This window comes from Rhodococcus sp. ACPA1, assembly GCF_002300195.1.
Taxonomy (GTDB): Bacteria; Actinomycetota; Actinomycetes; order Mycobacteriales; family Mycobacteriaceae; genus Rhodococcus_F; species Rhodococcus_F opacus.
In genome coordinates this window covers 218,706-239,297 of the sequence record NZ_NSDX01000001.1, presented here as the reverse complement: position 1 = coordinate 239,297, position 20,592 = coordinate 218,706, and the positions used below count along the sequence as shown (strand labels likewise).

Below are 20,592 nucleotides of genomic sequence, written 5' to 3'. Positions count from 1 at the left end.
CGCCCCCTCAGGCGGTCTCCGTATAGTTTCCGACATGGCGTCTGACACTCTCACGACCGACACACTGGTGAGGACGACCGCAGGGGTGGTCCGTGGCCGGCGAGTCGGCGACCTGGTCGCGTGGCGGGGAATTCCCTACGCGGCTCCCCCGGTCGGGCCGCTGCGGTTGCGCGCACCCCAGCCCGTCACACCGTGGTCCGGTGAACTCGACGCCACCGAATTCGGCGACGCCGCCGTGCAGCACAAGAAATTCACCGCACTCCGGCCGGGCAGGTATCAGCCGAGTAGCGAGAACTGCCTGACGCTCAACGTGCTGGCCACGCCCGGCACGTCCGGGTCGCGTCCGGTGATGGTGTTCATCCACGGCGGCGCGTACACGCTGGGCATGTCGGCCACCGCGCTCTACGGCGGCCAGTCGCTGGTCCGCCGCGGCGACATCGTCTACGTGTCGATCAACTACCGCCTCGGTTCGCTCGGATACCTCGACTTCACCCAATTCTCCACCCCCGAACGACCTTTCGACTCCAACCTCGGACTCCGCGACCAGGTGGACGCACTCGAATGGGTGCAACGCAACATCGCCGAATTCGGCGGCGACCCCGACAACGTCACCGTCTTCGGCGAATCCGCGGGCGCCAACGCCGTCACCACACTGATGACCACCCCGGCCGCGAAAGGACTGTTCGCTCGGGCGATCTCGGAGAGTTCCGCCCCCGGCCTCGTCACCACCGCCGACCGCGCCGCCCAGTGGGCATCCGATTACGTGACGCTGCTCGGGGCCGAACCGGACACCGCCGCGGAGGCGCTCACCTCGTCACCGGTCGGCGCACTGGGCCGGGCCGGAAATCGTCTCGGCGCGAAGGTGCTGTCGGAGACGCCGGGACTGCACCCGTTCGGCCCCGTGATCGACGGCGACTTCCTGCCGAAGCCGCCGCTCGACGCGTTCGCCGACGGCTCGGCACACCGGGTTCCGCTGATCATCGGCACCAATGCCCGCGAGGGCACCCTGTTCCCGAAACTCCTGGACGCGCTGCCGACCGACCCCGACCGGATCGGGCGGATGTTCGCACTCACCGACCCGGGCGCCGAGGCCCGCGTCACCGCCGCGTATCCCGGCTACCCGGCGCCGGACGCGGCCGTCGACCTGGGCGGCGATCTGACGTTCTGGAGGCCGTCGATCGAACTGGCCGAGGCCCACTCCGCGTTCGCCCCCACCTTCAGCTATCGTTTCGACTTCGCCCCGCGCGCCATGAAATGGCTCGGACTGGACGCCACACACGGATTCGAGCTGTTCGCGGTGTTCGACATCGCCGACACCCTGATCGGCCGCGGCCTCACCCTGCCGGGCGGTCGTCGCGGACTGAAGGACGTGACGGACACCGTGCAGCGGCACTGGCTGCACTTCGCCTCGCAGGGAACACCGTTGGCGTCATGGCCGAAGTACGACACCGACAGGAGGGCAACACTCGTGTTCGACACCGTCACCACCGTCCAGGACGATCCGCGCCGGGAGCGCAGGCTGGCCTGGGAGGGGTACCGGGGCTACTACGGGCAGGGCCTGTGAGCGCTCTCGAGGTCCACACCGATGCCGGCGCCGTCGGAGGGCGCCGGATCGACGACGACCTGACTGCCTGGCGGGGCATACCCTATGCCGCTCCCCCGGTCGGGCCTCTGCGGTTGCGGGCCCCGCAACCGGTCGAGCCGTGGTCGGGGGTCCGGCGGGCCTTCCACTTCGGGTCCCCGGCACCGCAGGGTGGTGGGACCGACGAGGACTGCCTCACCCTGAACGTGCTCGCACCCAGGTCCGCATCCGGATCGCCGCGACCCGTGATGGTGTTCATCCACGGCGGCGCCTACTCCGGCGGGTCCTCGTCCTCGTCGCTCTACAGCGGCCGGTCGCTGGTCCGCCGCGGCGACATCGTCTACGTGTCGATCAACTACCGCCTCGGTTCGCTCGGATACCTCGACTTCACCCAATTCTCCACCCCCGAACGGCCTTTCGACTCCAACCTCGGACTCCGCGACCAGGTGGCCGCACTCGAATGGGTGCAACGCAACATCGCCGAATTCGGCGGCGACCCCGACAACGTCACCGTCTTCGGCGAATCCGCGGGCGCCAACGCCGTCACCACACTGATGACCACCCCGGCCGCGAAAGGACTGTTCGCTCGGGCCATCGCGGAAAGCCCTCCGGTGGCGTCCGCGTACCACCCCGAACGGGCCGCGCGGTGGTCGCGCGAGTTCCTCGAGATCGCCGGGGTCCCGCCCGCCGAGGCCGCGACGTGGCTCGAGACCGCCGACCCGGCCGACTTCGTCGAAGCGGGGACGACACTGGCGCACCGGGGCGCCGACGAGGAACCGGGAACCCGCGCGTTCGCGCCCGTCGTCGACGGCTTCTTCCTTCCCACGCATCCGCTCGACTGCTTCGCTTCCGGTTCCGGGCACCCGGTGCCGCTGATCATCGGCACGAACCGCCACGAGGGCAGGGTCTTTCCCCGGTTCCTGAACATCCTGCCCACCGATCCCACCCGGATCGACAAGATGTTCTCGCACGTGGACGCGTCGGTGAAGGAACGGGCCATCGCCGCCTACCCCGGTTATCCCGGTCGGCGTGCGGCAGCGGACCTCGGCGGCGACGTGACGTTCTGGGAACCGTCCGTCCTCTGCGCACAGGGCCACACGACCGTCGCACCGACCTACAGCTACCGGTACGACTTCGCACCCCGGCTACTCCGTGTCCTCGGACTGGGCGCCACCCACGCGACGGAAATGTACGCGGTATTCGGATTGACCGGGCCGTGGGCGCGGCTGCTCACCGCGCTCGGGGGCCGCCGCGGGTTGCGGGCGGTCACCGACACCGTCCAGTCGCACTGGCTGCACTTCGCCCGGCACGGGACCCCCGCACCCGGATGGCCCCGGTACTCGCCGGAGCGCCGGGAGACGCTCATCATCGACGACACGAGCCGGGTGGAGAACGATCCGCTCGGCGAGCGACGACGCGCCTGGCTGGGGTACGAGCACCGACGCTAGGCCGAACCCGCGGCGAGCCGCATACGTAACGGCCTGACCCGTGGCCGCACCGTCGGTTCGTTCCACGGTGCGACCCTCCCGGTTGCCCTACTCTCGTAGAGACCTGCATTCGGGAGGCGAGAATGACCGAGTCGAACGATCTCGCAGGCCGCACCATGGTGGTCACCGGTGCCACCTCGGGGCTCGGCCTGGAGACCTGCCGCCAACTCGCACGCCGCGGGGCCACCGTCGTCCTGGTCGGCCGGGACCAGGACGAGATCGACGCGGTGATCGCCGAACTGTCCGAGAGCACCGACCGCGACCGGCTGAACTCGGCGCTCGCCGACCTGTCCTCGCTCGACCGGGCACGCAAGCTGTCCGAGGAACTGCTGCACCGGTTCCCGCGGATCGATGTGCTGGTGAACAACGCAGGCATCGACGTGGGGCATCGTCAGCTGACGGTCGACGGCATCGAAGAGATGTTCGCCGTGAACTACCTCGCGCCGTTCGTGCTGGCGACGTCGCTGGCTCCGGCGATGGCTGCGGCGTCGACCGCCGACGCCGCCGGTTACCGGCATCCGGCACGCATCGTGGACGTCAGCTCCTCGGGACATCGGGGCGGGCACCTCGACTTCGACGACCTCGACGGCACGAAGGACACGTTCCACGGCCAGCGTGCGTACAACAACTCCAAACTCGCCCTGACCCTGTTCACGCGGGAGTTGGCGCGCCGGTCCGATCCCGCGAGGCTGGTCGTCAATTGCGCCGACCCCGGCTTCGTCCGCGGCACCTCCCTCGGGCGGAGTCTGCTGTTCGGCCACCAGGTGGTGGGGACGCTCCTGACCCCGTTCACCGCCGACGTCGCGAAGGCTGCGGAAACGGTGGTCTGGACCGCCACCGCGACGGAGAGCGGCAAGTTCACCGGCGAATACGTGAAGGGTTGCAAGGTTGTTCACGCGAGCAAGGATGCACGTGACGCCGAACTCGCGGCCCGGTTGTGGGACGCTACCGAGGCACTACTCGCCGGCCGCGGTGCGGCCCGCCCCTGACGCCGGTCAGTTCGGATCCTCGAAGAGCGACAGCACGTTGTCGTGCGGATCCCGGAACCACGCGACGCGGATGCCGTCCGGGGCGCGCCAGGCCGCGTGCTCGTCCTGATCCATCCCCGGGTACTCGGTGAACTCGATGCCCTTGCTGCGCAGTGATTCGACGACCTTGTTCAGGTCGGCGACCTTCCACCCCAGCACGGTGTACCCGGTGTCGGCCTTCGCCTGCACCAGCGTGACCCGGAGCAGGGAGCCGTTGCAATCGAGGGCCAACGCGAACTCGTCCCGTGAGACGAGAGTCAGCCCCAGGGTCTCCACGTAGAACATCTCCGAGACGTCCAGATCGGTGCTGGCCACGAAACTCACGAGCTCACCCTGAAAACTCATGAATCAACTGTGCCCCGCGGACCCGCAGGCAGGCAAGAGCGCGGAGTCACCCGGGGCGGTATCCCGTGACCCGGAGCACACGGCCGTGCGCCCGCAAGTTAACGTCGATTCGACAGGTTGTCTCGCACCGGAATGAGGAACTCGCGTGTCTGCTCCAGTTACAGAGAAGAAGGGCCCGCTCGCGGGCATTCGCGTCGTCGAATTCGCAGGCCTCGGCCCGGGCCCGCACGCCGCCGCCCTCCTGGCCGATCTCGGCGCCGACGTGGTGTGCGTCCAGCGTCCCGGAGTGATTCCGCCGGAGGGCCCGTACGACCAGATCCAGCGTGGTCGTCGCGTCGTCGAGGCCAACCTGAAGGACCCCGAGCAGGTCGAGAAGGTCCTCGGTCTGATCGAACGTGCGGACGTCGTGATCGAGGGCTTCCGGCCCGGGGTCACCGAGCGCATGGGCCTGGGCCCCGACGTCTGCCTCGGGCGCAACGAGCGGCTCGTGTACGGACGGATGACGGGCTGGGGCCAGGAGGGCCCGCTGGCAAGCGCCGCCGGGCACGACATCAACTACATCTCGCTGACCGGTGTCCTGCACGCCATCGGCCGCAAGGGTGAGCGTCCCGTGCCGCCGCTGAACATGGTCGGCGACTTCGGCGGCGGTTCGATGTTCCTGATCTTCGGGATCCTGTCGGCGCTGGTGGAACGCCAGTCGTCCGGCAAAGGCCAGGTCGTGGATGCGGCGATGGTCGACGGCGCACTCGCGCTGTCGCACATGATGTGGGCGTTCCGCGGCCGCGGCGTCTGGTCCGACGAGCGCGGCGTCAACCTGCTCGACACCGGCGCGCCGTTCTACGACACCTATGAGACGTCCGACGGCAAGTACATGGCCGTCGGCTCGATCGAGCCGCAGTTCTACGCCCTGCTGTTGCAGGGCCTCGAACTCGACCCCGCCGAACTGCCGCAGCAGATGGACATCTCGGCGTGGCCGCAGATGAAGAAGGTCTTCGCCGAGAAGTTCCTGTCGAAGACCCGCGACGAGTGGGCGGCCATCTTCCTCGGCACCGACGCCTGCGTGTCTCCCGTGCTGACGTTCGCGGAGGCGCCGTCCAACGAGCACATCGCCGCCCGCGGGTCGTTGATCGACCTCGACGGCGTCACCCAGCACGCCCCGGCGCCGCGGTTCTCCCGCACCCCTGCCGGCGCACCCACCCCGCCTGCCCGCGAAGGCGTCGACATCGACACAGTCTGGACCTGATCCCCACGTGAGTGGCGAAGCGTGTTCCGGCACGCTTCGCCACTCACGGGCTCAGACGACGAGGGACGGTTCCGCGAGCTCACGGTCGACGGCCAGCGTCTCGTACGCTGCCGCGATGCAGTCGACACCGCGGCGCAGCTCGTCGGACGTCCGCGCGTACGGGAGCCGGACGAACCGCTCGAACGCTCCCTCCACACCGAACCGCGGTCCCGCCGCCAGCAGCACCCCGAAGTTGGGGGCCGTCGCGGCCAGCGCCGTCGACACCGGCGCGGGCATGCGCAGCCACAGCGACATCCCTCCCGAACCGATGGTCGGGATCCAGTCCGGCAGGCGGTCGGCGAGAGCGTCGAGCATCGCGCTCCGCTGTTCCCGCAGCTCCGCCCGGCGACGTGCGAGGACGAGTTCGTCGTCGGAGAGCAGATGCGCCGCCGCGAGCTGGTCCATCACCGGCGTGCCCAGATCGACCGCGGCCCGCGCCCCGGCGAGCCGGGTGATCAGCGCCGGATCGGCGCGAATCCAGCCGACGCGCAGCCCGCCCCAGAACGACTTCGCCGCCGACCCGATCGTCACGACCTCCGACTTCGCGGCTCCCCTGCCGTGCGCCGCGACCGGCCCCGGTGACGGCTCGTCCAGCCACAGGTCGACCATCGTCTCGTCCACCACCAGGGTCATGCGGGTGTCGCGCGCGATCCGCGCCAATTCGGCCCGCCCGGACGCGTCGAGGCACAGTCCGGTGGGGTTGTGGAAGTCCGGGATCAGGTACGCCATCCGGGCCGCGGTCTGCCGGGCGGCGCTGCGGATTCCGTCGAGATCCCACGCCCCGGACGCCCCGCCCTCCGGACGGACCGGGACCGGGACCGGACGCGCACCGACCCTGCGGATCGCCTCCAGCGCGTTGGGGTACGTGGGGTGATCGACCAGCACCCGCTCCCCCGGCGCCGTGAGCACGTTGAGGAGCAGCCGCAGCGCGTGCTGGGCACCGGAGGTGACCATGATCTGCTCGGGCGAGGTCTCCAGCCCTCGTGCCCGGTAGCGGGCGGCGATCACGTCCCGCAACGCGCCGATCCCGACCGGCTCCATTCCGTGCGTCGGCAGGAACTGCGGAAGCGATTGCAACGCATAGGCGTAGGCCTGCTCGACCGCCTCCGCGGGCGCGGCCATCGCGGCATAGCTGAGATCGACCACCGAACTGTCGGAACCGGGCTGGTGCGCCCGGAACATCAGCCCGTTCTGCCGTGCCCCGAGCGGCAGCGCGACCGTGCTGCGCGACCCCTGACGGCTGATGAGATACCCCTCGTCCCGGAGCACCGAATACGATGACGTGATCGTGGTCCGGCTCAACTCCAGCATCGACGCCAGTTCGCGCTCGCTCGGCAACGCGACCCCCAGCGGGATGCGGCCGTCGTGCACGAGCAGGCGGATCCCGTCGGCCAGCGCCCGGTAGGCGGGCCGTGCCGCCGACCGGCGGCCGCTGTCGTCCTGCCAGTTGCCGAGGTCCCTGGCCAGGGAGCGTGCACCGAGTACGCGAGTCATCATGCAGTCCAGTATCAACCTCTTGGCTATTCAACTCAAAGCCAGTTCTGGCGAAGCTCGAATCCATGACGACACTGATCACCCTCGCGTGCATGCTCCTCCTTGCCGCAGCGGTCGCGCACTACGGCCCCAAAGAGGGAGGTACCGGCGTGTTTCGCCTGGAGCAGTTCCGGATCGGCGCCCCTCTCGGCGGAATCTTTACCGAACAGCCGAGCAGTCCAGAAGATCCAGACTGGCCTGCTTCAGACGATCAGCGCGCCGGCGGCGGCAGCAGCTGACTGAAGAGCACCGTCCCGGCCGCGTCGAGGAGGTCCACCCGCAACTCCGACGTCTGCCCGTCGATGAACACCTCACCGAAGTGCTGGTATCCGTCGAGCGGCGACGAGTTGGGTGCGGGCGGCGCGTGCACGAACACGGCCTCGGGGCCGAACGTGGCGTCGAGGTCGTTGGGACCGAAACCGCCCGAGTTGAGCGGACCGGAGACGAACTCCCAGAACTCGTCGAAATCCTTGTACGCGGCGCGGTCGGGCGAGTACCGGTGCGCGGCGGTGTAGTGCACGTCCGCGGTGAGCCACACCGTCCCGGAGATCCGCCCCGCCTTGATCGCCGACAGCACCTGGGCGATCTCGGATTCCCGGCCCGACGGCTGACCGGACTCCCCGTTCGCGACGCCCTCGAACGCGGTGTCGCCGTCCGGGACCACCACCCCGAGCGGGAGGTCGTTGGCGATGATCTTCCACGTCGCCGTGGACGCACCGAGTTCCCGGATCAGCCAGTCTTTCTGTGCCGCACCGAGAATCTGCCCGGCCGCACCGGTGTTGACGCCGTTCGCGTCCTTGTAGGTGCGCATGTCGAGGACGAACACGTCGAGCAGTGGGCCGTACCCGATCTTGCGGTACACCCGACCGTCGACCGCGTCGGCCGGCTCCACCGGCAGCCACTCGTGGTACGCCTGGAATGCCCTCTGCGCCAGCACGTCCACGTTCTTCTCCGTGTATGCGTCGAGATCGAGGATCTCGCCGGGGTACCAGTTGTTGACGGTCTCGTGATCGTCCCACTGAACGATCTGCGCCACAGAAGAATTGAACCTGCGGTAGTTGTCGTCGGTGAGGTTGTACGCGTACTGGCCGCGGTACTGGTCCAACGTCTGCGCGACCGCGCTCTTCGCCTCACTGACCGTGTTCCGCCACACGCGTCCGTCCGGCAGCGTGACGGACTCCTTCAGCGGACCGTCGGCGTACACGACGTCGCCCGAGTGCAGGAACAGGTGCGGGTCGCGCGCGGCCATCGTGTCGAAGATTCGCATTCCGCCGATGTCCGGATTGATTCCGTATCCCTGACCAGCCGTGTCCCCGGACCATTGCAACCGGATGTCGCCTGCGGCGCTCGGAGCGGTGCGGAAGACACCCGTCACCGCCTCCGAGGTGGAGCCGTCGTCGCCTTCGAGAATCACCCGGTAGTGCACCTGCTGCCCTGCGGGTAGTCCGGTCAGCCGCAGCCGTCCGGCGCCGCCCGTGTCCGGGGTGAGCAGTCCACCCTCGAATCGCACCGGATCGGTGAAGGACTCGGTGGCCGAGGTCTCCACGATCATCGTGGCGGGACGGTCGGACCTTGCCCAGACGAGCGCACCGTCGGCTCGCACGTCCCCGGCCGCGACACCGTGCGTCAGGGTGGGGCGTTCACGGACCAGCGCCGGACCCGCACTGCCGGAATCGGAGCACGCGGCGGCGGGCACGGCCAGCAACCCGAGTGCGGTGGAGCGGAGCAGGGCACGGCGGGACAGATACACGGAACATCTCCTCGGTCGGCGAGCTTCGAGGATGTCCAACCGCGGTCAACGGAAGGTGAACGTCAGATGTGGGAGGCATACTGGATTGGTGACCACAGGAATCGCCCTGTTCGACACGGCCCTCGGCACCTGCGCCATCGCGTGGCGGGCCGCGGGGATCGTGGGCGTGCAATTGCCCGAAGGTTCACCCGAATCCACCCGGCAGCGTCTCGAACACTGCTTCCCGGATGCGGTGGAGCACCAGGCGCCGGCGCCGGTCCAGCGGGCCGTCGACGGAATACGCGAACATCTGGGCGGCGCACTCGACGATCTGCGGTGGATCGACCTCGACTTCGAGGGAGTCCCCGAATTCGACTGCAACGTATACGACATCACCCGCGCAATCGACCCGGGCACCACGCTCACCTACGGCGACATCGCGGCGGAACTCGGCAAGCCGGGTGCCGCGCAGGCCGTCGGTCAGGCCCTCGGCCGCAACCCGCTGCCGATCGTGATCCCGTGCCATCGCGTCCTCGCCGCAGGCGGGCAGGTGGGTGGCTTCTCCGCCGGCGGCGGCACCCTCACCAAGCGCGAACTGCTGGCCCTCGAACACACTCCGGGTTTCGACGACCCGGTGCTGTTCTGATCAGCGCCTGCGGGTCGCCGACGAGTTCGCGCGCCAGTGCCGCGGCCGCCGCCATCCTGTCGCCGTCGGGGATCCGGAGGGTCCGGACGACACGCTGATCCGCCCCGGTCACCCTGGCGCATCCCAGCGCGAACGCCTGCCCGCCGGCGACGATCGCCCGCTCCACCGCGTGGACGAACGCGTCCACCGTCGACCTCGGGTCACCTTCGAACACCCAGACGCCCAAATCCGTCGACACCACCGCCACGCACCTGCCGGCGTCCGACGTGTCGTGCCCGAATGCCTCCAGGACGGCGGCCGCTGCGTGGAAGCTGTCGTACCACCGCCCGGCCGGCGTCCGGGTACTCGCTTCGACAGTCCTGATCATCGGCTCGAATGTATCGCGGATCGCCGAATGTCGCATCGGTTCAATTCAACTGAACCGATGTCACATTCGGCGACAGGCGAGCGGACTACCGCACCACGTCGCGGCGGACGATGGTCTCGTCGCGGCCGGGGCCGACGCCGATGCAGGAGATGTACGCACCCGACAGTTCCTCGAGGCGCAGGACGTAGTTCTGCGCTTTCTTGGGGAGTTCCTCGAACGTCCGGGCGTGGGAGATGTCTTCCCACCAGCCGGGCATTTCCTCGTAGATCGGCTTCGCGTGATGAACGTCGGTCTGCGACATGGGCATCTCGTCGTACCGCACGCCGTCGACGTCGTAGCCGACGCAGATCGGGATGGTGTCGAGGCTGCTGAGCACGTCGAGCTTGGTGAGGAAGTAGTCGGTGATGCCGTTGACACGCGTTGCGTAGCGGGCGATCACGGCGTCGAACCATCCGGTGCGACGAGCGCGGCCGGTGGTGACACCCACCTCGCCGCCGGTCTTGGCGAGGTATTCGCCGTTCTGGTCGAAGAGTTCGGTCGGGAACGGGCCCGAGCCGACGCGGGTGGTGTACGCCTTGAGGATGCCCAGTACCGTGGTGATCTTGGTGGGTCCGATGCCCGAACCGACCGCTGCGCCACCGGACGTCGGGTTGGACGACGTCACGTAGGGGTAGGTGCCGTGGTCGACGTCGAGGAGCGTGCCCTGCGAACCCTCCAGCAGCACCGTCTCGCCGCGCTCGAGTGCCTCGTTGAGCTGCAGGCGCGTGTCCGCGATGCGGTGCTTGAACCCGTCGGCCTGCTCGAGCACCTCGTCGACGACCTGTTGCGGGTCGAGGGCCTTGCGGTTGTAGATCTTGACGAGCACCTGGTTCTTGAACTCGAGTGCCGCCTCGACCTTCTGGGTGAGGATCTTCTCGTCCAGCACGTCCTGCACGCGGACGCCGACACGCGCGAGTTTGTCCTGGTAGCAGGGCCCGATGCCGCGGCCGGTGGTGCCGATCTTCTTGGCCCCGAGGAAGCGTTCGGTGACCTTGTCGATGGCAACGTGGTACGGCATGATCAGGTGCGCATCGGCCGAGAGCAGCAGGCGGCTGGTGTCCACGCCCCGCTCGTCGAGTCCGGCGAGTTCGGTGAGCAGCACTCCCGGGTCCACTACGACACCGTTGCCGATGACGTTCGTGACGCCCGGAGTGAGGATTCCGGACGGGATCAGATGCAGTGCGAACTTGTCGCCGTTCGGAAGAACCACTGTGTGTCCGGCGTTGTTACCGCCCTGGTAGCGCACCACCCACTGCAGGCGTCCGCCCAGTAGATCGGTAGCTTTGCCCTTGCCCTCGTCGCCCCACTGGGCGCCGATCAGGACGATTGCCGGCATGACGTTGTCTCCTACGGTCGACGTACAGTCGTATCCGACTGCGTGGTCCTGCCGTTCGTAGGCAGTGGCCGGGGGAACAGTCTAGCCGAGGGCACGGAGAACAGACCCCACAGTACGGCTGGGGAGGCCATCTCGGGCGTGCCACTAGGATGATCCGAAAGGGAAGGCTGCGTAAATCGCGGCGGGACATCCGGGCGAGGAGTGGCGTTGACCCCCGTAGTGCTCATTTGCGGCGACGTGCCGCTTCCCCTACCTCTGGGCTCCATTTCGACCTCGAGCGCACCTGCCGTCCCGGACAAGGACGACTTCGACGAGGTCTTCTCCAAACTTCAGGTGGTCGTGGATCCGCGACTGATCGTGGTGGGCAGTGACGCCGCCTTCGCGGCCACGCTGACCCGGTTGATGCGCACCGAACGCCTGCACATCGAGCTCGCGTACGTCGCGGAGCATCGTTCGGAGGCGACGGAGGCCTACCACCTGGCCTCCGGCGCCCGCGGCGCCCGCACCGCGCTGAAGGGGACGGCCAAGCCGGTCCCCCTCATCCGCGACGACGCGGGGATCGCGCTCGTCGGGTGCGCCACCGTCACGGGTCCGGACGGGGGGCCGCTCGTCGGCGAGGCCTACGTCGACGACACCCGGTTGTTCTCGGGGACGACGACGAGCATGAACGTCACCCCGACCCCCCGGATGCCCGGCCTGCGGGCGTCGGTCGAACCTCGCAGGCGCTGGCTGCCCCGCCGCTGGGTCGAGGGCCGCGCCGTGCAGCTCGGGTCCCCCGCCGCGGCGCTCAACCGCGACGGTGTGCCGAACCCGCGCGAGGTCAAGCGTTCGACGTTCTACCGTCACGATCAAGAGTGGTTGCTGGTCCGATGAACCTACCCCGGGCCCGGACCATCGCGGTCCGTCCCAGTCCGGTGTTCCTTCTGGTCGTCGCCGTCGCAGTCGCCGGCGGTGTTCTCGCGTGGCGCGCCGACATGGAGTCGGTCCTCGGCCACGTCGGGGTGTTCCTGCTGGTCGTCGCGGGATGGGTGGTGACGCTCTGCCTGCACGAGTTCGCGCACGCGTTCACGGCGTGGCGGCACGGCGACACCGACGTCGAGGTGCGCGGCTACCTCACGCTCAACCCGGTGAAGTACAGCCACCCGCTGCTGTCGATCGGTCTGCCGGTGCTGTTCATCGCACTCGGTGGGATCGGGTTGCCCGGCGGCGCCGTGTACCTGCGGACCGGACTGTTCCCGCCGAAGGTGCAGGCGCGGGTGTCGCTCGCCGGACCCGCCGTGAACCTGGTGTCCGCGATCGTCCTGCTCGCCGTGATCCGCTGGTTCGGGCTGGGCGGCGACCACCTGGGGTTCTGGACGGGACTGAGTTTTCTCGCGTTCCTGCAGGTGATGGCCACCGTGCTCAATCTCCTGCCGGTGCCCGGACTCGACGGGTACGCCGCGCTCGAGCCGTTCCTGCCGCCCCGCACCCGAAGGTCTGTCGACCAGTTCAAGCCGTACGGACTGCTGATCCTCGTGGCGCTGCTGTTCGTGCCGTCGATCAACGTGGTGTTCTTCGACGTCATCTACCGGCTGTTCGAACTGTCCGGGGTGCCGGAGATCTACGCGCAGTACGGCAACCGTCTGATGCGCTTCTGGCTCTGACCCGTGAGTACTAGTCAACCGCCCGCGGTTAACAAGTACTCACGGGCGGGACGCATCCTCTTCGGTGAAGTTGGGGGTCAGCCGCAGTTCCGCCAACGGCACCTCGCGGTCGGGGCTGCGGACCTCGACGCGCACAGCTTCGCCGGTCGCGTCGTCCCGCATCCCGATCGGCGCACCGCGCTTGCCCTGGAGGTACTTGTCGCCCCACTGCATCAGCGCGAGCACGGCAGGTAGGAGGTCGCGCCCCTTCTCGGTGAGCACGTATTCGTAGCGGGTGCGCTGCCCGGGCTCCTTGTAGGGTTGCCGCTCGAACAGGCCCTCGGCCGTCAGTTCACGCAGTCGGGACGCCGCCACGGCCTCGGTGATGCCGACCCGTTTCGCGAAGTCGTCGAATCGCGTGGTGCCGTAGTAGGCCTCGCGCAGGATCAGGACGGCCGAACGCGTGCCGATCACGTCCATCGCCTTGCCGATGGAGCAGTGCGTCGCCCGCCAGGTGTCGCGATCTGCGAGAAAGCCGTCCAACCGTGCCGCGTCCATGCACCTCAGCATAGCTGACTTGCAAACTCCATAGTCAGCGTCATTCCAGGACAGGTGCGACAGCGTCTACATAGATCTCATACTATCTGCCACTGGTATGGCGGGCGCCTGAGATAGACATGTGTCACGGCTACCCGCATCACCGTGCGGTGGTGTGGGTTTGACCGTGTCCCACACCGACGCTTGTGATGCAGGAACATACTGTTTCGGAGTCACCCCCAACCGCGGTGTCACGGTGGGCAGGCTGCGGCGGACCCGGCGATGCCGCGGCCGGCGCGGGGTGGGACCGTGTTTGTCTCGGCATTGCCGGACCGGCGCATGCTCGGCGACCCGGATCGCGGGCAACTGCCCACGCCGGCGGGTGACCTTGTTTCTGCCGAGCAACGCGCGTTTGGCCAGGTTCACCCCCGCGACATGGTCCCGGTTGCCGCCGACCCGGCAGTGTGAACACCACGCGTCGTGGTAGCCGCCGGGGCGCGCAAGTGGTCCGTCGCAGCCCGGACACAACGCGGACGATCCCCGGGCCGGTACCGAAACCACCGTGATCCCGACACCTGCGGCGGTGTGCGCGAGCGCTGCGACGGCTCGGCGGCGAGCGGACTGCGCGGCCCGATTGTTGTTGACCCGCCCATGCCCACGGGTCTCGAGGGTGGTGAGATCTTCCACCGCGATCAGCTGCGCCTGGGCGTCGGCGGCGTAGTCGGTGACCTGGCGGCCGAAGTGGAACGCCAATTCCCGGTTGATCTTTCCCCGCTTGACACCCACCGCCTCGCGATGCTCATCGAGGACGGCGATCTTCGCCTCCAGCTCGGCGCGGGCCTCCGGTGGGGCGGTGGCGGCCAGTCGCGTCAGCCGGGCCGCCTTGCGGTGCAGCAGCTGGCCCTCGGCCTGCAGGCGCGCCAGTTTGATCCCCAGGCCGCGGTCGTCGTAGGTCCAGCCCCGGTAATCCGACAACAGCCCCTCCGCGCTGTCGGCGGCGAGCGCGGCGGCACCCAGGGCGGACGGTGACCAGTCGACCCCGACCGCGACGATGGCCGTTTTCGGGTCGCCTGCGGGGACGACTTCGGTCGCCGCGCACCGCCAGAGCAGGCCTTTCCTGTCGAGGATCAGGGTCGGTAGATGCCAGTCGGTGACAGCTCGGCCGTGTAGGTGCGCGGGGATGGTGGCGGTCAGCCGGACCCGCCGCCACTGCGCCCGCCCCGCCGGGGTCGGGCTGGTCGGCAGCTTCACCGTCAACACCAGTCCACCGTCCGCCGCGGCGATCTGTGCGAGTTGCCGATCGGCGACCGACAGTCGGGCCATCGCGCTCGTCTGCGGCGGTCCCTGCAGGTCGGTGATCCGCAACCGGCCGGCCTGTGCCGAGGTTTCGCGGCGGGAGTGTGCGATGAGCTGACGTCGCACGCCCCGAGCGAAACCCGCCGACACAAAGTCGCGTGGTTCGGTCGGCGGCGCCACAGTCCCGGTGGCCGGGTCGAAGCGGGCCGACAGCGCCGTGATCGCGGTATCCCGGTAGGCCATGGTCCGCAGGGTGGCCATCACCTGTGCGGTCACCACCCGGCTCACCCGTGAGGGTACGTAGACCCCGCCCGGGTAGTGCGGGTTCCACCCGAGGCGGGCCGCGGCGACGTGACCCTGTGCGGGCAGCCTGCGGTCCTGCCGGTCACGACCGGCGGCGAGCACATCGAACGTTGCCGGCTGCCACAGCCGCGACACCAACTCGCCGCCGGCCGCGGTGACCAGGTCCAGCAGCCACCCCACCCGGATATCGACATCGTCGAGGCCGATCGGCTCACCGGTCGCGTCGTCGACCGCCATATATGCGCGGGTGGTGAACGCGAACTGCCGCGGCACAGTCGATCCCGGCCCGGTCATACTGGACACAATTCACGATCGGTCAGCACCTTCGCGTTCCGACACGCGCGGATCATGATGCACCAGCCGTCCGCCGGAATCGGTGGCACCGCCGGTGACAAGAACCCGCGAACGCCCCAGATGCTCACCGGTTACCCCGTTCCCAACCGTGTCGCGGCGTCGTGGAGACCCGTCGTTGATTTTTGTTTCGACCACGGCCCTTCGACCACGGCCCAGAGAACCGGCCGGACAACGATGCCGGCACCGCCCTCACGTCATCCATCAACCCTCCCACCAGCAATGTGACACCCCTGTCTCGTAAGACCTCGACTGTAACGCCGACCTCCGACAAGCACCGCCCGAACCAGCCCACCGGCGAACCGGGCCAATCGATCTCGCCACACCACCCGCACCACCGTGAACCGACCCTCGGCCGCGCCGTCGAGCATCCGGCCCAACCCCGCCCGCTGCCCCCGCCGACCCGAACCGCGATCCTTCCAGACCCCCGATTCACCTCACCAGTAGCGCTGTCCCGCAACATCTTGTCCCGATTGGCCAGCGACGCCTCTTGCCCTCTCGAGCCCCACACCCGGAATAACACTGCCTCCACCCTCTCCGGCGTCGCTCCCGCACAGTCCCATCCGGGCCTGCCCCCGATAGGAGTCGAGGTCCGCGCGGTCAAAGATTCGGTGACCCGAACCGGTGCGCCGAGAAGGCAACCGGCCCTCCCATGCCGCCTTGCACACCCAACCACCGACATCCCCAAATATTCCGCGGCCTCACCAATTCACACCGGAAGACAGTGTAAGAACCTATCAATTAGTGTTAGATATATCGGCAACAGTTGAAAGCCCGCTGGCGTCGAGTTCGAGCCCACGCGGAGTCGACACCAGCCGCAGCAGCACCTCCTGACATCCCGGGCACCGCACGACGACACCGGGCGCGCGCGTATAGACGTGCACGGCCGCCATCGGTCCGTCGAGACCGCAGAACCGGCACTGTCCGGTCGCCGCGGTGAGGTCGTGAACGAAGATCTCCGCGAACGGCCCGCCGAGAACGTTCCCGTCCTCGAAGTCGTTGCCCTGCAACGTACTCATCGACAATTCCTTCCTCCGGTCACGGCCCCGAGGGACCGAACCGCTCCGTCTTGATGTCGTCCGGCGAGTGCCCGAGCGAGAGCAGCAGGCGAGCCGCCTCCTCGACGAATCCAGTGGGCCCGCACACGAAGCAGCGCGGCGCGAAGTCCGCCGGCCATCCCCACGCCGCGAGATCGGCGGCAGTGATCCGACCCGCCGGGCGCCGCGGCGAGTCCTCGCGAGTGTGGAGAACGAACGTCTCGACTCCCCCGTCGCCGCTCCCGGGCCTGTTCAGCTCGTCCGCGAACAACTGGTCGGCCCGCGTCCGGAGGGAGTACACGAGCCGGAACGGCGTGCGGTCGTGGCGGAACCGGCGCTCGCGAACCATCGACATCAGCGGCACGATCCCCGACCCGCCCGCGACGAGAAGCACCGGCGCGCCGCCACCCTCGCGCGGCGACCACACGAACCAGCCACCGATCGGTCCGCGCACCTCGATCAGATTGCCCGCGGCGAACACGTCGGTCAGATACGGAGACACCTCACCGTCCGCCACCCGCTGGACGACCAACTGCAATCGCCACCCACCCGGTGAACGCTCGGCCGGCGACGCCAGCGAGTAGCTCCGTTCGGTGGTGTATCCGTCGGGACCGGTCAGGCGGAGATCGACGTGCTGCCCGGCGCGATGCCCCGGCCAGTCCGGGACCTCGAGGACCAGTGCCCGCGCACTCGCCGTCTCGGGCCACGACTCGACGAGTTCCGCCACTCGCCAGCTGAGCACGGCGCGGCCCAGAAGTTCACTGGTCACCCTGGTACCTCTGCTCCCGCCACGGGTCGCCGCGATCGTGGTATCCGAGTTGCTCCCAGAAGCCCGGGACGTCCTGGGTGACGAGCTGAATCGACCGAACCCACTTCGCGGACTTCCACAGGTAGAGATGCGGCACGAGCAGACGGGCCGGACCCCCGTGCACAGGCGCGAGGGGCGCCCCCTCGTAGGTGTGCACGATCCACGCCTTGCCACCGAGGATGTCGGCGACGGGGAGGTTCGTGGTGTAGCCGCCGTCGCATCCGACGAGGACGAATCCCGCGGACGTCTCGACGTCCGCGAACAGGGTGTCGAGCGAGACCCCGTTCCACGACGTTCCGAACTTCGACCAACGTGTGACGCAGTGGAGGTCGACCGTCGGTCGCTCCTGCGGGAGCTTCATGAATTCGGCCCACGACCACTCGTGGCGCCGGCCGGTCTCGTCGGTCACGGTCAGCGTCCACGTGTCGGTCGGGACGCGGGGCGTCGGTCCCGCCGAGAGGACCGGAAAATCGCCGACCTCGTACTGCCCGGGCGGAAGAGAGTGCTCGCTGCGAGGTCTGCCGTGGAATCCGGGGGTCAGAACAGCCATGCCTCACGTTAGGACCGCCACGGGATCTCTGCAGCGCAAACCGTCGATCCGAGGCGTCCGTCACACCTGACTTGCCATAGCCATAGTCAGGTGTAGATTGCTGACTATGGCCATCAATAGTCAGGTGCGTGAGGAAGTGCGGTTCGGCCCGCTCCTCACCGTCCTCTCCGGCGCACCGTTCGTCGCCAGCCTCGATCTGTTCGTCGTCAACGTCGCGTTCGGCGACATCGCGGCGAGCTACCCCGGCTACAGCCTCGGCGACCTCAGCTGGGTGCTGGGCTGCTATGCGATCGTGTTCGCCGCACTCCTGGTTCCGCTCGGACGCTGGGCCGACCGTGTCGGCCGCCGGCGCGGATTCCTTCTCGGGCTGGCGCTGTTCACCGCGGCGAGCGCGGCGTGCGCGCTGAGCCCGTCGCTGTGGATGCTCGTCGCCTTCCGACTGCTCCAGGCCGTCGGTGCCGCCGCCCTGACCCCCGCCAGCCTGGGACTGCTCATCAGCACGGTCCCCGAAGCCACACGTGCGGGCGCGGTCCGGATCTGGGCCGCGTCGGGGGCCGCGGCCGCGGCCTTCGGACCCGTGGTGGGTGGCCTGCTCGTCGAGGCGTCGTGGCGCTGGGCCTTCCTGATCAACGTCCCCGTCGGTATCGCCTTCCTGATCGCCACCGTGCGGTTGGTCCCCGACTTCCGCCCGACCGCCCCCGACACAAACCTCGACCTGTTCGGCGGCGCCCTGTTGACCGTCGGCATCGGCGCCCTCGCACTCGGACTGGTCCAGGGACCCGACTGGGGATGGAGCGACCCCCGAATCGCGCTCGCGTTCACCGTCGCTGCCGCGTCCGTCGCACTGTTCTGGTGGAGAAGCAGCAGGCAGCGCGAGCCGCTCATCGAACCCGCCATGCTGAAGGTGCGGACGTTCGCCTGGTCGAACGTGACCGCGCTCGCGTTCAGTGCCGCCTTCGCGGCCGGCCTGCTCGCGAACATTCTGTGGCTGCAGCAGGTGTGGGGGTACTCCGCACTGCTGACGGGTCTCGCGATCGCGCCGGGCCCGTTGATGGTGCCGGTGTTCGCCGTGGTCGGCCAGTTTCTGTCCCGCAGGTTCTCGGCCGCAGCGCTCACCGCGGCGGGCAGCGCCCTGTGGGCGGCCGGCGCCGTGCTCGTTCTCTCGTCCGTCGGGATGGAACCGCAGTACGCGTCGGAACTGCTGCCCGGCTGGATGATCGCCGGTGTCGGGGTCGGCCTGGCGTTGCCGACGATCCTGTCGTCCGCCACCGCCGGACTACCGCCGTCGCGCTCGGCCACCGGTAGTGCCGTCGTCACCATGAGCCGACAGGTCGGAACCGTGCTGGGCGTGAGCATGCTGGTCGCCCTCCTCGGTACGACCGCCGGTGACGAAGACACCCACTCCGCGTTCCAACTCGCCTGGTCGGCGGTGGCTGTGGTGGCCGTCGTCGCCGCGCTCACCGCCACACGGATGAACCCACCCCGTGAGTACTTGTCAACCGCCCGCGGTTGACAAGTACTCACAGCACCGAAAGGAACGATCATGAGAGACGCCGTCATCGTCGAGGCCGTCCGCACGCCGATCGGCAAGGGCAAGCCCTCGGGCGCCCTGCACGGAGTGCACCCCGTCGACCTTCTCGCCCACAGCCTGTCGACCCTCGTCGAACGCACGGGAATCGATCCCGCACTGATCGACGACGTCATCGGCGGCACCGTCACCCAGGTCGGTGACCAGAGCCAGAACATCACCCGCAGTGCGCTTCTCGCCGCCGGATTCCCCGAATCCGTGCCCGGCACGACCGTCGACCGGCAGTGCGGCAGCAGCCAGCAGGCCGTCCACTTCGCCGCGCAGGGCGTGATGTCGGGCGCCTACGACATCGTCGTCGCCGCCGGGGTCGAATCGATGGGCCGAGTTCCCATGGGGTCCAGCAGCATCGGACGCGAATCGATGGGTGTCGGTTTCGAGCGCCGCTACCCCGACGGCCTCGTCCCGCAGGGCATCAGCGCCGAACTCATCGCCGCCCGGTGGGGACTCTCGCGCACCCAGCTGGACGAGTTCGCCCTGCGCAGCCATCAGAAGGCCGCGGCGGCAACGAGTGCCGGGAACTTCGCGAAGGAACTCGCCGTCCTGCCGGAGCTGAGCGTCGACGAGGCCATTCGGCCGGACACGACGCTGGACGCCCTCGCCGGCCTCCGACCCGCCTTCCGCAGTGACTTCTACGAGGAGAGGTTCCCGCAGATCGACTGGTCGATCACCGCAGGCAACAGCAGTCCCCTGTCGGACGGAAGTGCGGCGCTCATGATCACCACGAGTGAGATCGCGGGACGCCTGGGACTGCGGCCGCTGGCCCGGCTCCACAGCTTCTCCGTCGTCGGCGACGACCCGCTGATGATGCTCACCGCAGTCATCCCCGCGACACGCAAGGTGCTGCAGCGCAGCGGCCTCGACATCGCCGACATCGACCTGTTCGAGGTCAACGAGGCCTTCGCGCCGGTGGTCCTGGCCTGGGCCGCAGACACCGGAGCCGATCTGGACCGCGTCAACGTGCACGGCGGCGCGATCGCGCTCGGACATCCGCTGGGGGCCAGCGGCGCCCGGCTCATGACCACGCTGGTGAACGCGATGGACCAGTGCGGGGCCCGGTTCGGCCTGCAGACCATGTGCGAGGCGGGCGGACTCGCCAATGCCACGGTGCTCGAACGACTCGGGTGAC

General features: G+C 68.7%; 21 protein-coding genes. 10 read left to right on the top strand and 11 right to left on the bottom strand.

Features of this window, described 5'->3' with window-relative positions; translation table 11 throughout:
- Positions 1-34: 34 nt before the first annotated feature.
- The 3 genes from CJ177_RS00975 (at position 35) to CJ177_RS00965 (ending at position 4,058) form a co-directional block, all read left to right on the top strand.
- The gene (locus CJ177_RS00975) at positions 35-1,564 is read left to right on the top strand and encodes a carboxylesterase/lipase family protein (RefSeq protein WP_095867113.1); all 1,530 of its coding nucleotides are present in this window, start codon (positions 35-37) and stop codon (positions 1,562-1,564) included.
- Positions 1,561-3,030 carry a carboxylesterase/lipase family protein gene (locus tag CJ177_RS00970; RefSeq protein WP_095867112.1) on the top strand — a complete coding sequence of 490 codons (1,470 nt, stop codon included), beginning with the start codon at positions 1,561-1,563 and terminating at the stop codon, positions 3,028-3,030. Before CJ177_RS00975 ends, CJ177_RS00970 begins: the two co-directional genes overlap by 4 nt.
- Before the next feature lie 122 nt (positions 3,031-3,152).
- Positions 3,153-4,058 carry an SDR family NAD(P)-dependent oxidoreductase gene (locus CJ177_RS00965; RefSeq protein ID WP_095867111.1) on the top strand — a complete coding sequence of 302 codons (906 nt, stop codon included), beginning with the start codon at positions 3,153-3,155 and terminating at the stop codon, positions 4,056-4,058.
- A 6-nt stretch (positions 4,059-4,064) separates the two neighbouring features.
- Here CJ177_RS00965 and CJ177_RS00960 read toward each other — a convergent pair whose 3' ends face one another.
- The gene (locus CJ177_RS00960) at positions 4,065-4,442 is read right to left on the bottom strand and encodes a VOC family protein (RefSeq protein ID WP_095867110.1); all 378 of its coding nucleotides are present in this window, start codon (positions 4,440-4,442) and stop codon (positions 4,065-4,067) included.
- Positions 4,443-4,587: 145 nt separating this feature from the next.
- Between CJ177_RS00960 and CJ177_RS00955 the strand changes: the two genes are divergently transcribed.
- A complete protein-coding gene (locus CJ177_RS00955) occupies positions 4,588-5,685 on the top strand; it encodes a CaiB/BaiF CoA-transferase family protein (RefSeq protein WP_095867109.1) in 1,098 nt (365 codons plus the stop codon).
- Positions 5,686-5,736: 51 nt separating this feature from the next.
- On the opposite strand, the gene CJ177_RS00950 is transcribed toward CJ177_RS00955, so the two are convergent.
- Entirely contained in the window at positions 5,737-7,221 is a 1,485-nt protein-coding gene (locus tag CJ177_RS00950) for a PLP-dependent aminotransferase family protein (protein WP_025432089.1), read from the bottom strand.
- 62 nt (positions 7,222-7,283) lie between these two features.
- Between CJ177_RS00950 and CJ177_RS00945 the strand changes: the two genes are divergently transcribed.
- Positions 7,284-7,496: a hypothetical protein gene (locus CJ177_RS00945; protein WP_061700200.1), complete on the top strand. Its 213-nt coding sequence runs from the start codon at positions 7,284-7,286 to the stop codon at positions 7,494-7,496.
- Here the strand turns inward: CJ177_RS00945 and CJ177_RS00940 are convergent.
- Positions 7,469-9,007, bottom strand: coding sequence for an alkaline phosphatase (locus CJ177_RS00940; RefSeq protein ID WP_095867108.1), 1,539 nt, complete (start codon positions 9,005-9,007; stop codon positions 7,469-7,471). The genes CJ177_RS00945 and CJ177_RS00940 overlap by 28 nt on opposite strands.
- A 31-nt stretch (positions 9,008-9,038) precedes the next feature.
- On the opposite strand from CJ177_RS00940, the gene CJ177_RS00935 reads away from it, so the two are divergent.
- On the top strand, positions 9,039-9,632 hold the full coding sequence (locus CJ177_RS00935) for a methylated-DNA--[protein]-cysteine S-methyltransferase (protein WP_373560029.1): 594 nt from the start codon (positions 9,039-9,041) through the stop codon (positions 9,630-9,632).
- Here CJ177_RS00935 and CJ177_RS00930 read toward each other — a convergent pair.
- Both CJ177_RS00930 and CJ177_RS00925 read right to left on the bottom strand, forming a co-directional pair.
- Positions 9,568-9,999, bottom strand: coding sequence for a racemase (locus tag CJ177_RS00930; protein ID WP_082833541.1), 432 nt, complete (start codon positions 9,997-9,999; stop codon positions 9,568-9,570). The two genes, CJ177_RS00935 and CJ177_RS00930, sit on opposite strands and share 65 nt — an antisense overlap.
- Before the next feature lie 85 nt (positions 10,000-10,084).
- Entirely contained in the window at positions 10,085-11,374 is a 1,290-nt protein-coding gene (locus tag CJ177_RS00925; protein WP_095867106.1) for an adenylosuccinate synthase, read from the bottom strand.
- 219 nt (positions 11,375-11,593) lie between these two features.
- On the opposite strand from CJ177_RS00925, the gene CJ177_RS00920 reads away from it, so the two are divergent.
- On the top strand, positions 11,594-12,247 hold the full coding sequence (locus CJ177_RS00920; protein WP_025432081.1) for a hypothetical protein: 654 nt from the start codon (positions 11,594-11,596) through the stop codon (positions 12,245-12,247).
- Positions 12,244-13,017: a site-2 protease family protein gene (locus CJ177_RS00915; RefSeq protein ID WP_095867105.1), complete on the top strand. Its 774-nt coding sequence runs from the start codon at positions 12,244-12,246 to the stop codon at positions 13,015-13,017. Before CJ177_RS00920 ends, CJ177_RS00915 begins: the two co-directional genes overlap by 4 nt.
- 39 nt (positions 13,018-13,056) lie before the next feature.
- Here CJ177_RS00915 and CJ177_RS00910 read toward each other — a convergent pair whose 3' ends face one another.
- The 6 genes from CJ177_RS00910 to CJ177_RS00885 all read right to left on the bottom strand — a co-directional run bounded on the left by CJ177_RS00910 (position 13,057) and on the right by CJ177_RS00885 (position 17,878).
- Positions 13,057-13,554: a helix-turn-helix domain-containing protein gene (locus CJ177_RS00910; RefSeq protein WP_095867104.1), complete on the bottom strand. Its 498-nt coding sequence runs from the start codon at positions 13,552-13,554 to the stop codon at positions 13,057-13,059.
- A 66-nt stretch (positions 13,555-13,620) separates the two neighbouring features.
- Entirely contained in the window at positions 13,621-15,426 is a 1,806-nt protein-coding gene (locus tag CJ177_RS00905; protein ID WP_095867103.1) for a zinc ribbon domain-containing protein, read from the bottom strand.
- Positions 15,427-15,680: 254 nt separating this feature from the next.
- The gene (locus CJ177_RS46635) at positions 15,681-15,854 is read right to left on the bottom strand and encodes a hypothetical protein (RefSeq protein WP_257014327.1); all 174 of its coding nucleotides are present in this window, start codon (positions 15,852-15,854) and stop codon (positions 15,681-15,683) included.
- Positions 15,855-16,220: 366 nt separating this feature from the next.
- Entirely contained in the window at positions 16,221-16,502 is a 282-nt protein-coding gene (locus CJ177_RS00895; protein ID WP_095867102.1) for a DUF6510 family protein, read from the bottom strand.
- Positions 16,503-16,521: 19 nt separating this feature from the next.
- Positions 16,522-17,289 (bottom strand): ferredoxin reductase, encoded by a 768-nt coding sequence (locus CJ177_RS00890; protein ID WP_095867101.1) that lies wholly within the window; start codon positions 17,287-17,289, stop codon positions 16,522-16,524.
- Positions 17,279-17,878: a sulfite oxidase-like oxidoreductase gene (locus tag CJ177_RS00885; protein WP_061700209.1), complete on the bottom strand. Its 600-nt coding sequence runs from the start codon at positions 17,876-17,878 to the stop codon at positions 17,279-17,281. Before CJ177_RS00885 ends, CJ177_RS00890 begins: the two co-directional genes overlap by 11 nt.
- 106 nt (positions 17,879-17,984) lie before the next feature.
- On the opposite strand from CJ177_RS00885, the gene CJ177_RS00880 reads away from it, so the two are divergent.
- Positions 17,985-19,391 (top strand): MFS transporter, encoded by a 1,407-nt coding sequence (locus CJ177_RS00880; protein WP_095867100.1) that lies wholly within the window; start codon positions 17,985-17,987, stop codon positions 19,389-19,391.
- 30 nt (positions 19,392-19,421) lie between these two features.
- Complete coding sequence (locus CJ177_RS00875; protein ID WP_095867099.1) at positions 19,422-20,591, top strand: thiolase family protein; 1,170 nt, start codon at positions 19,422-19,424, stop codon at positions 20,589-20,591.
- The last annotated feature ends 1 nt before the right edge of the window (position 20,592 follow it).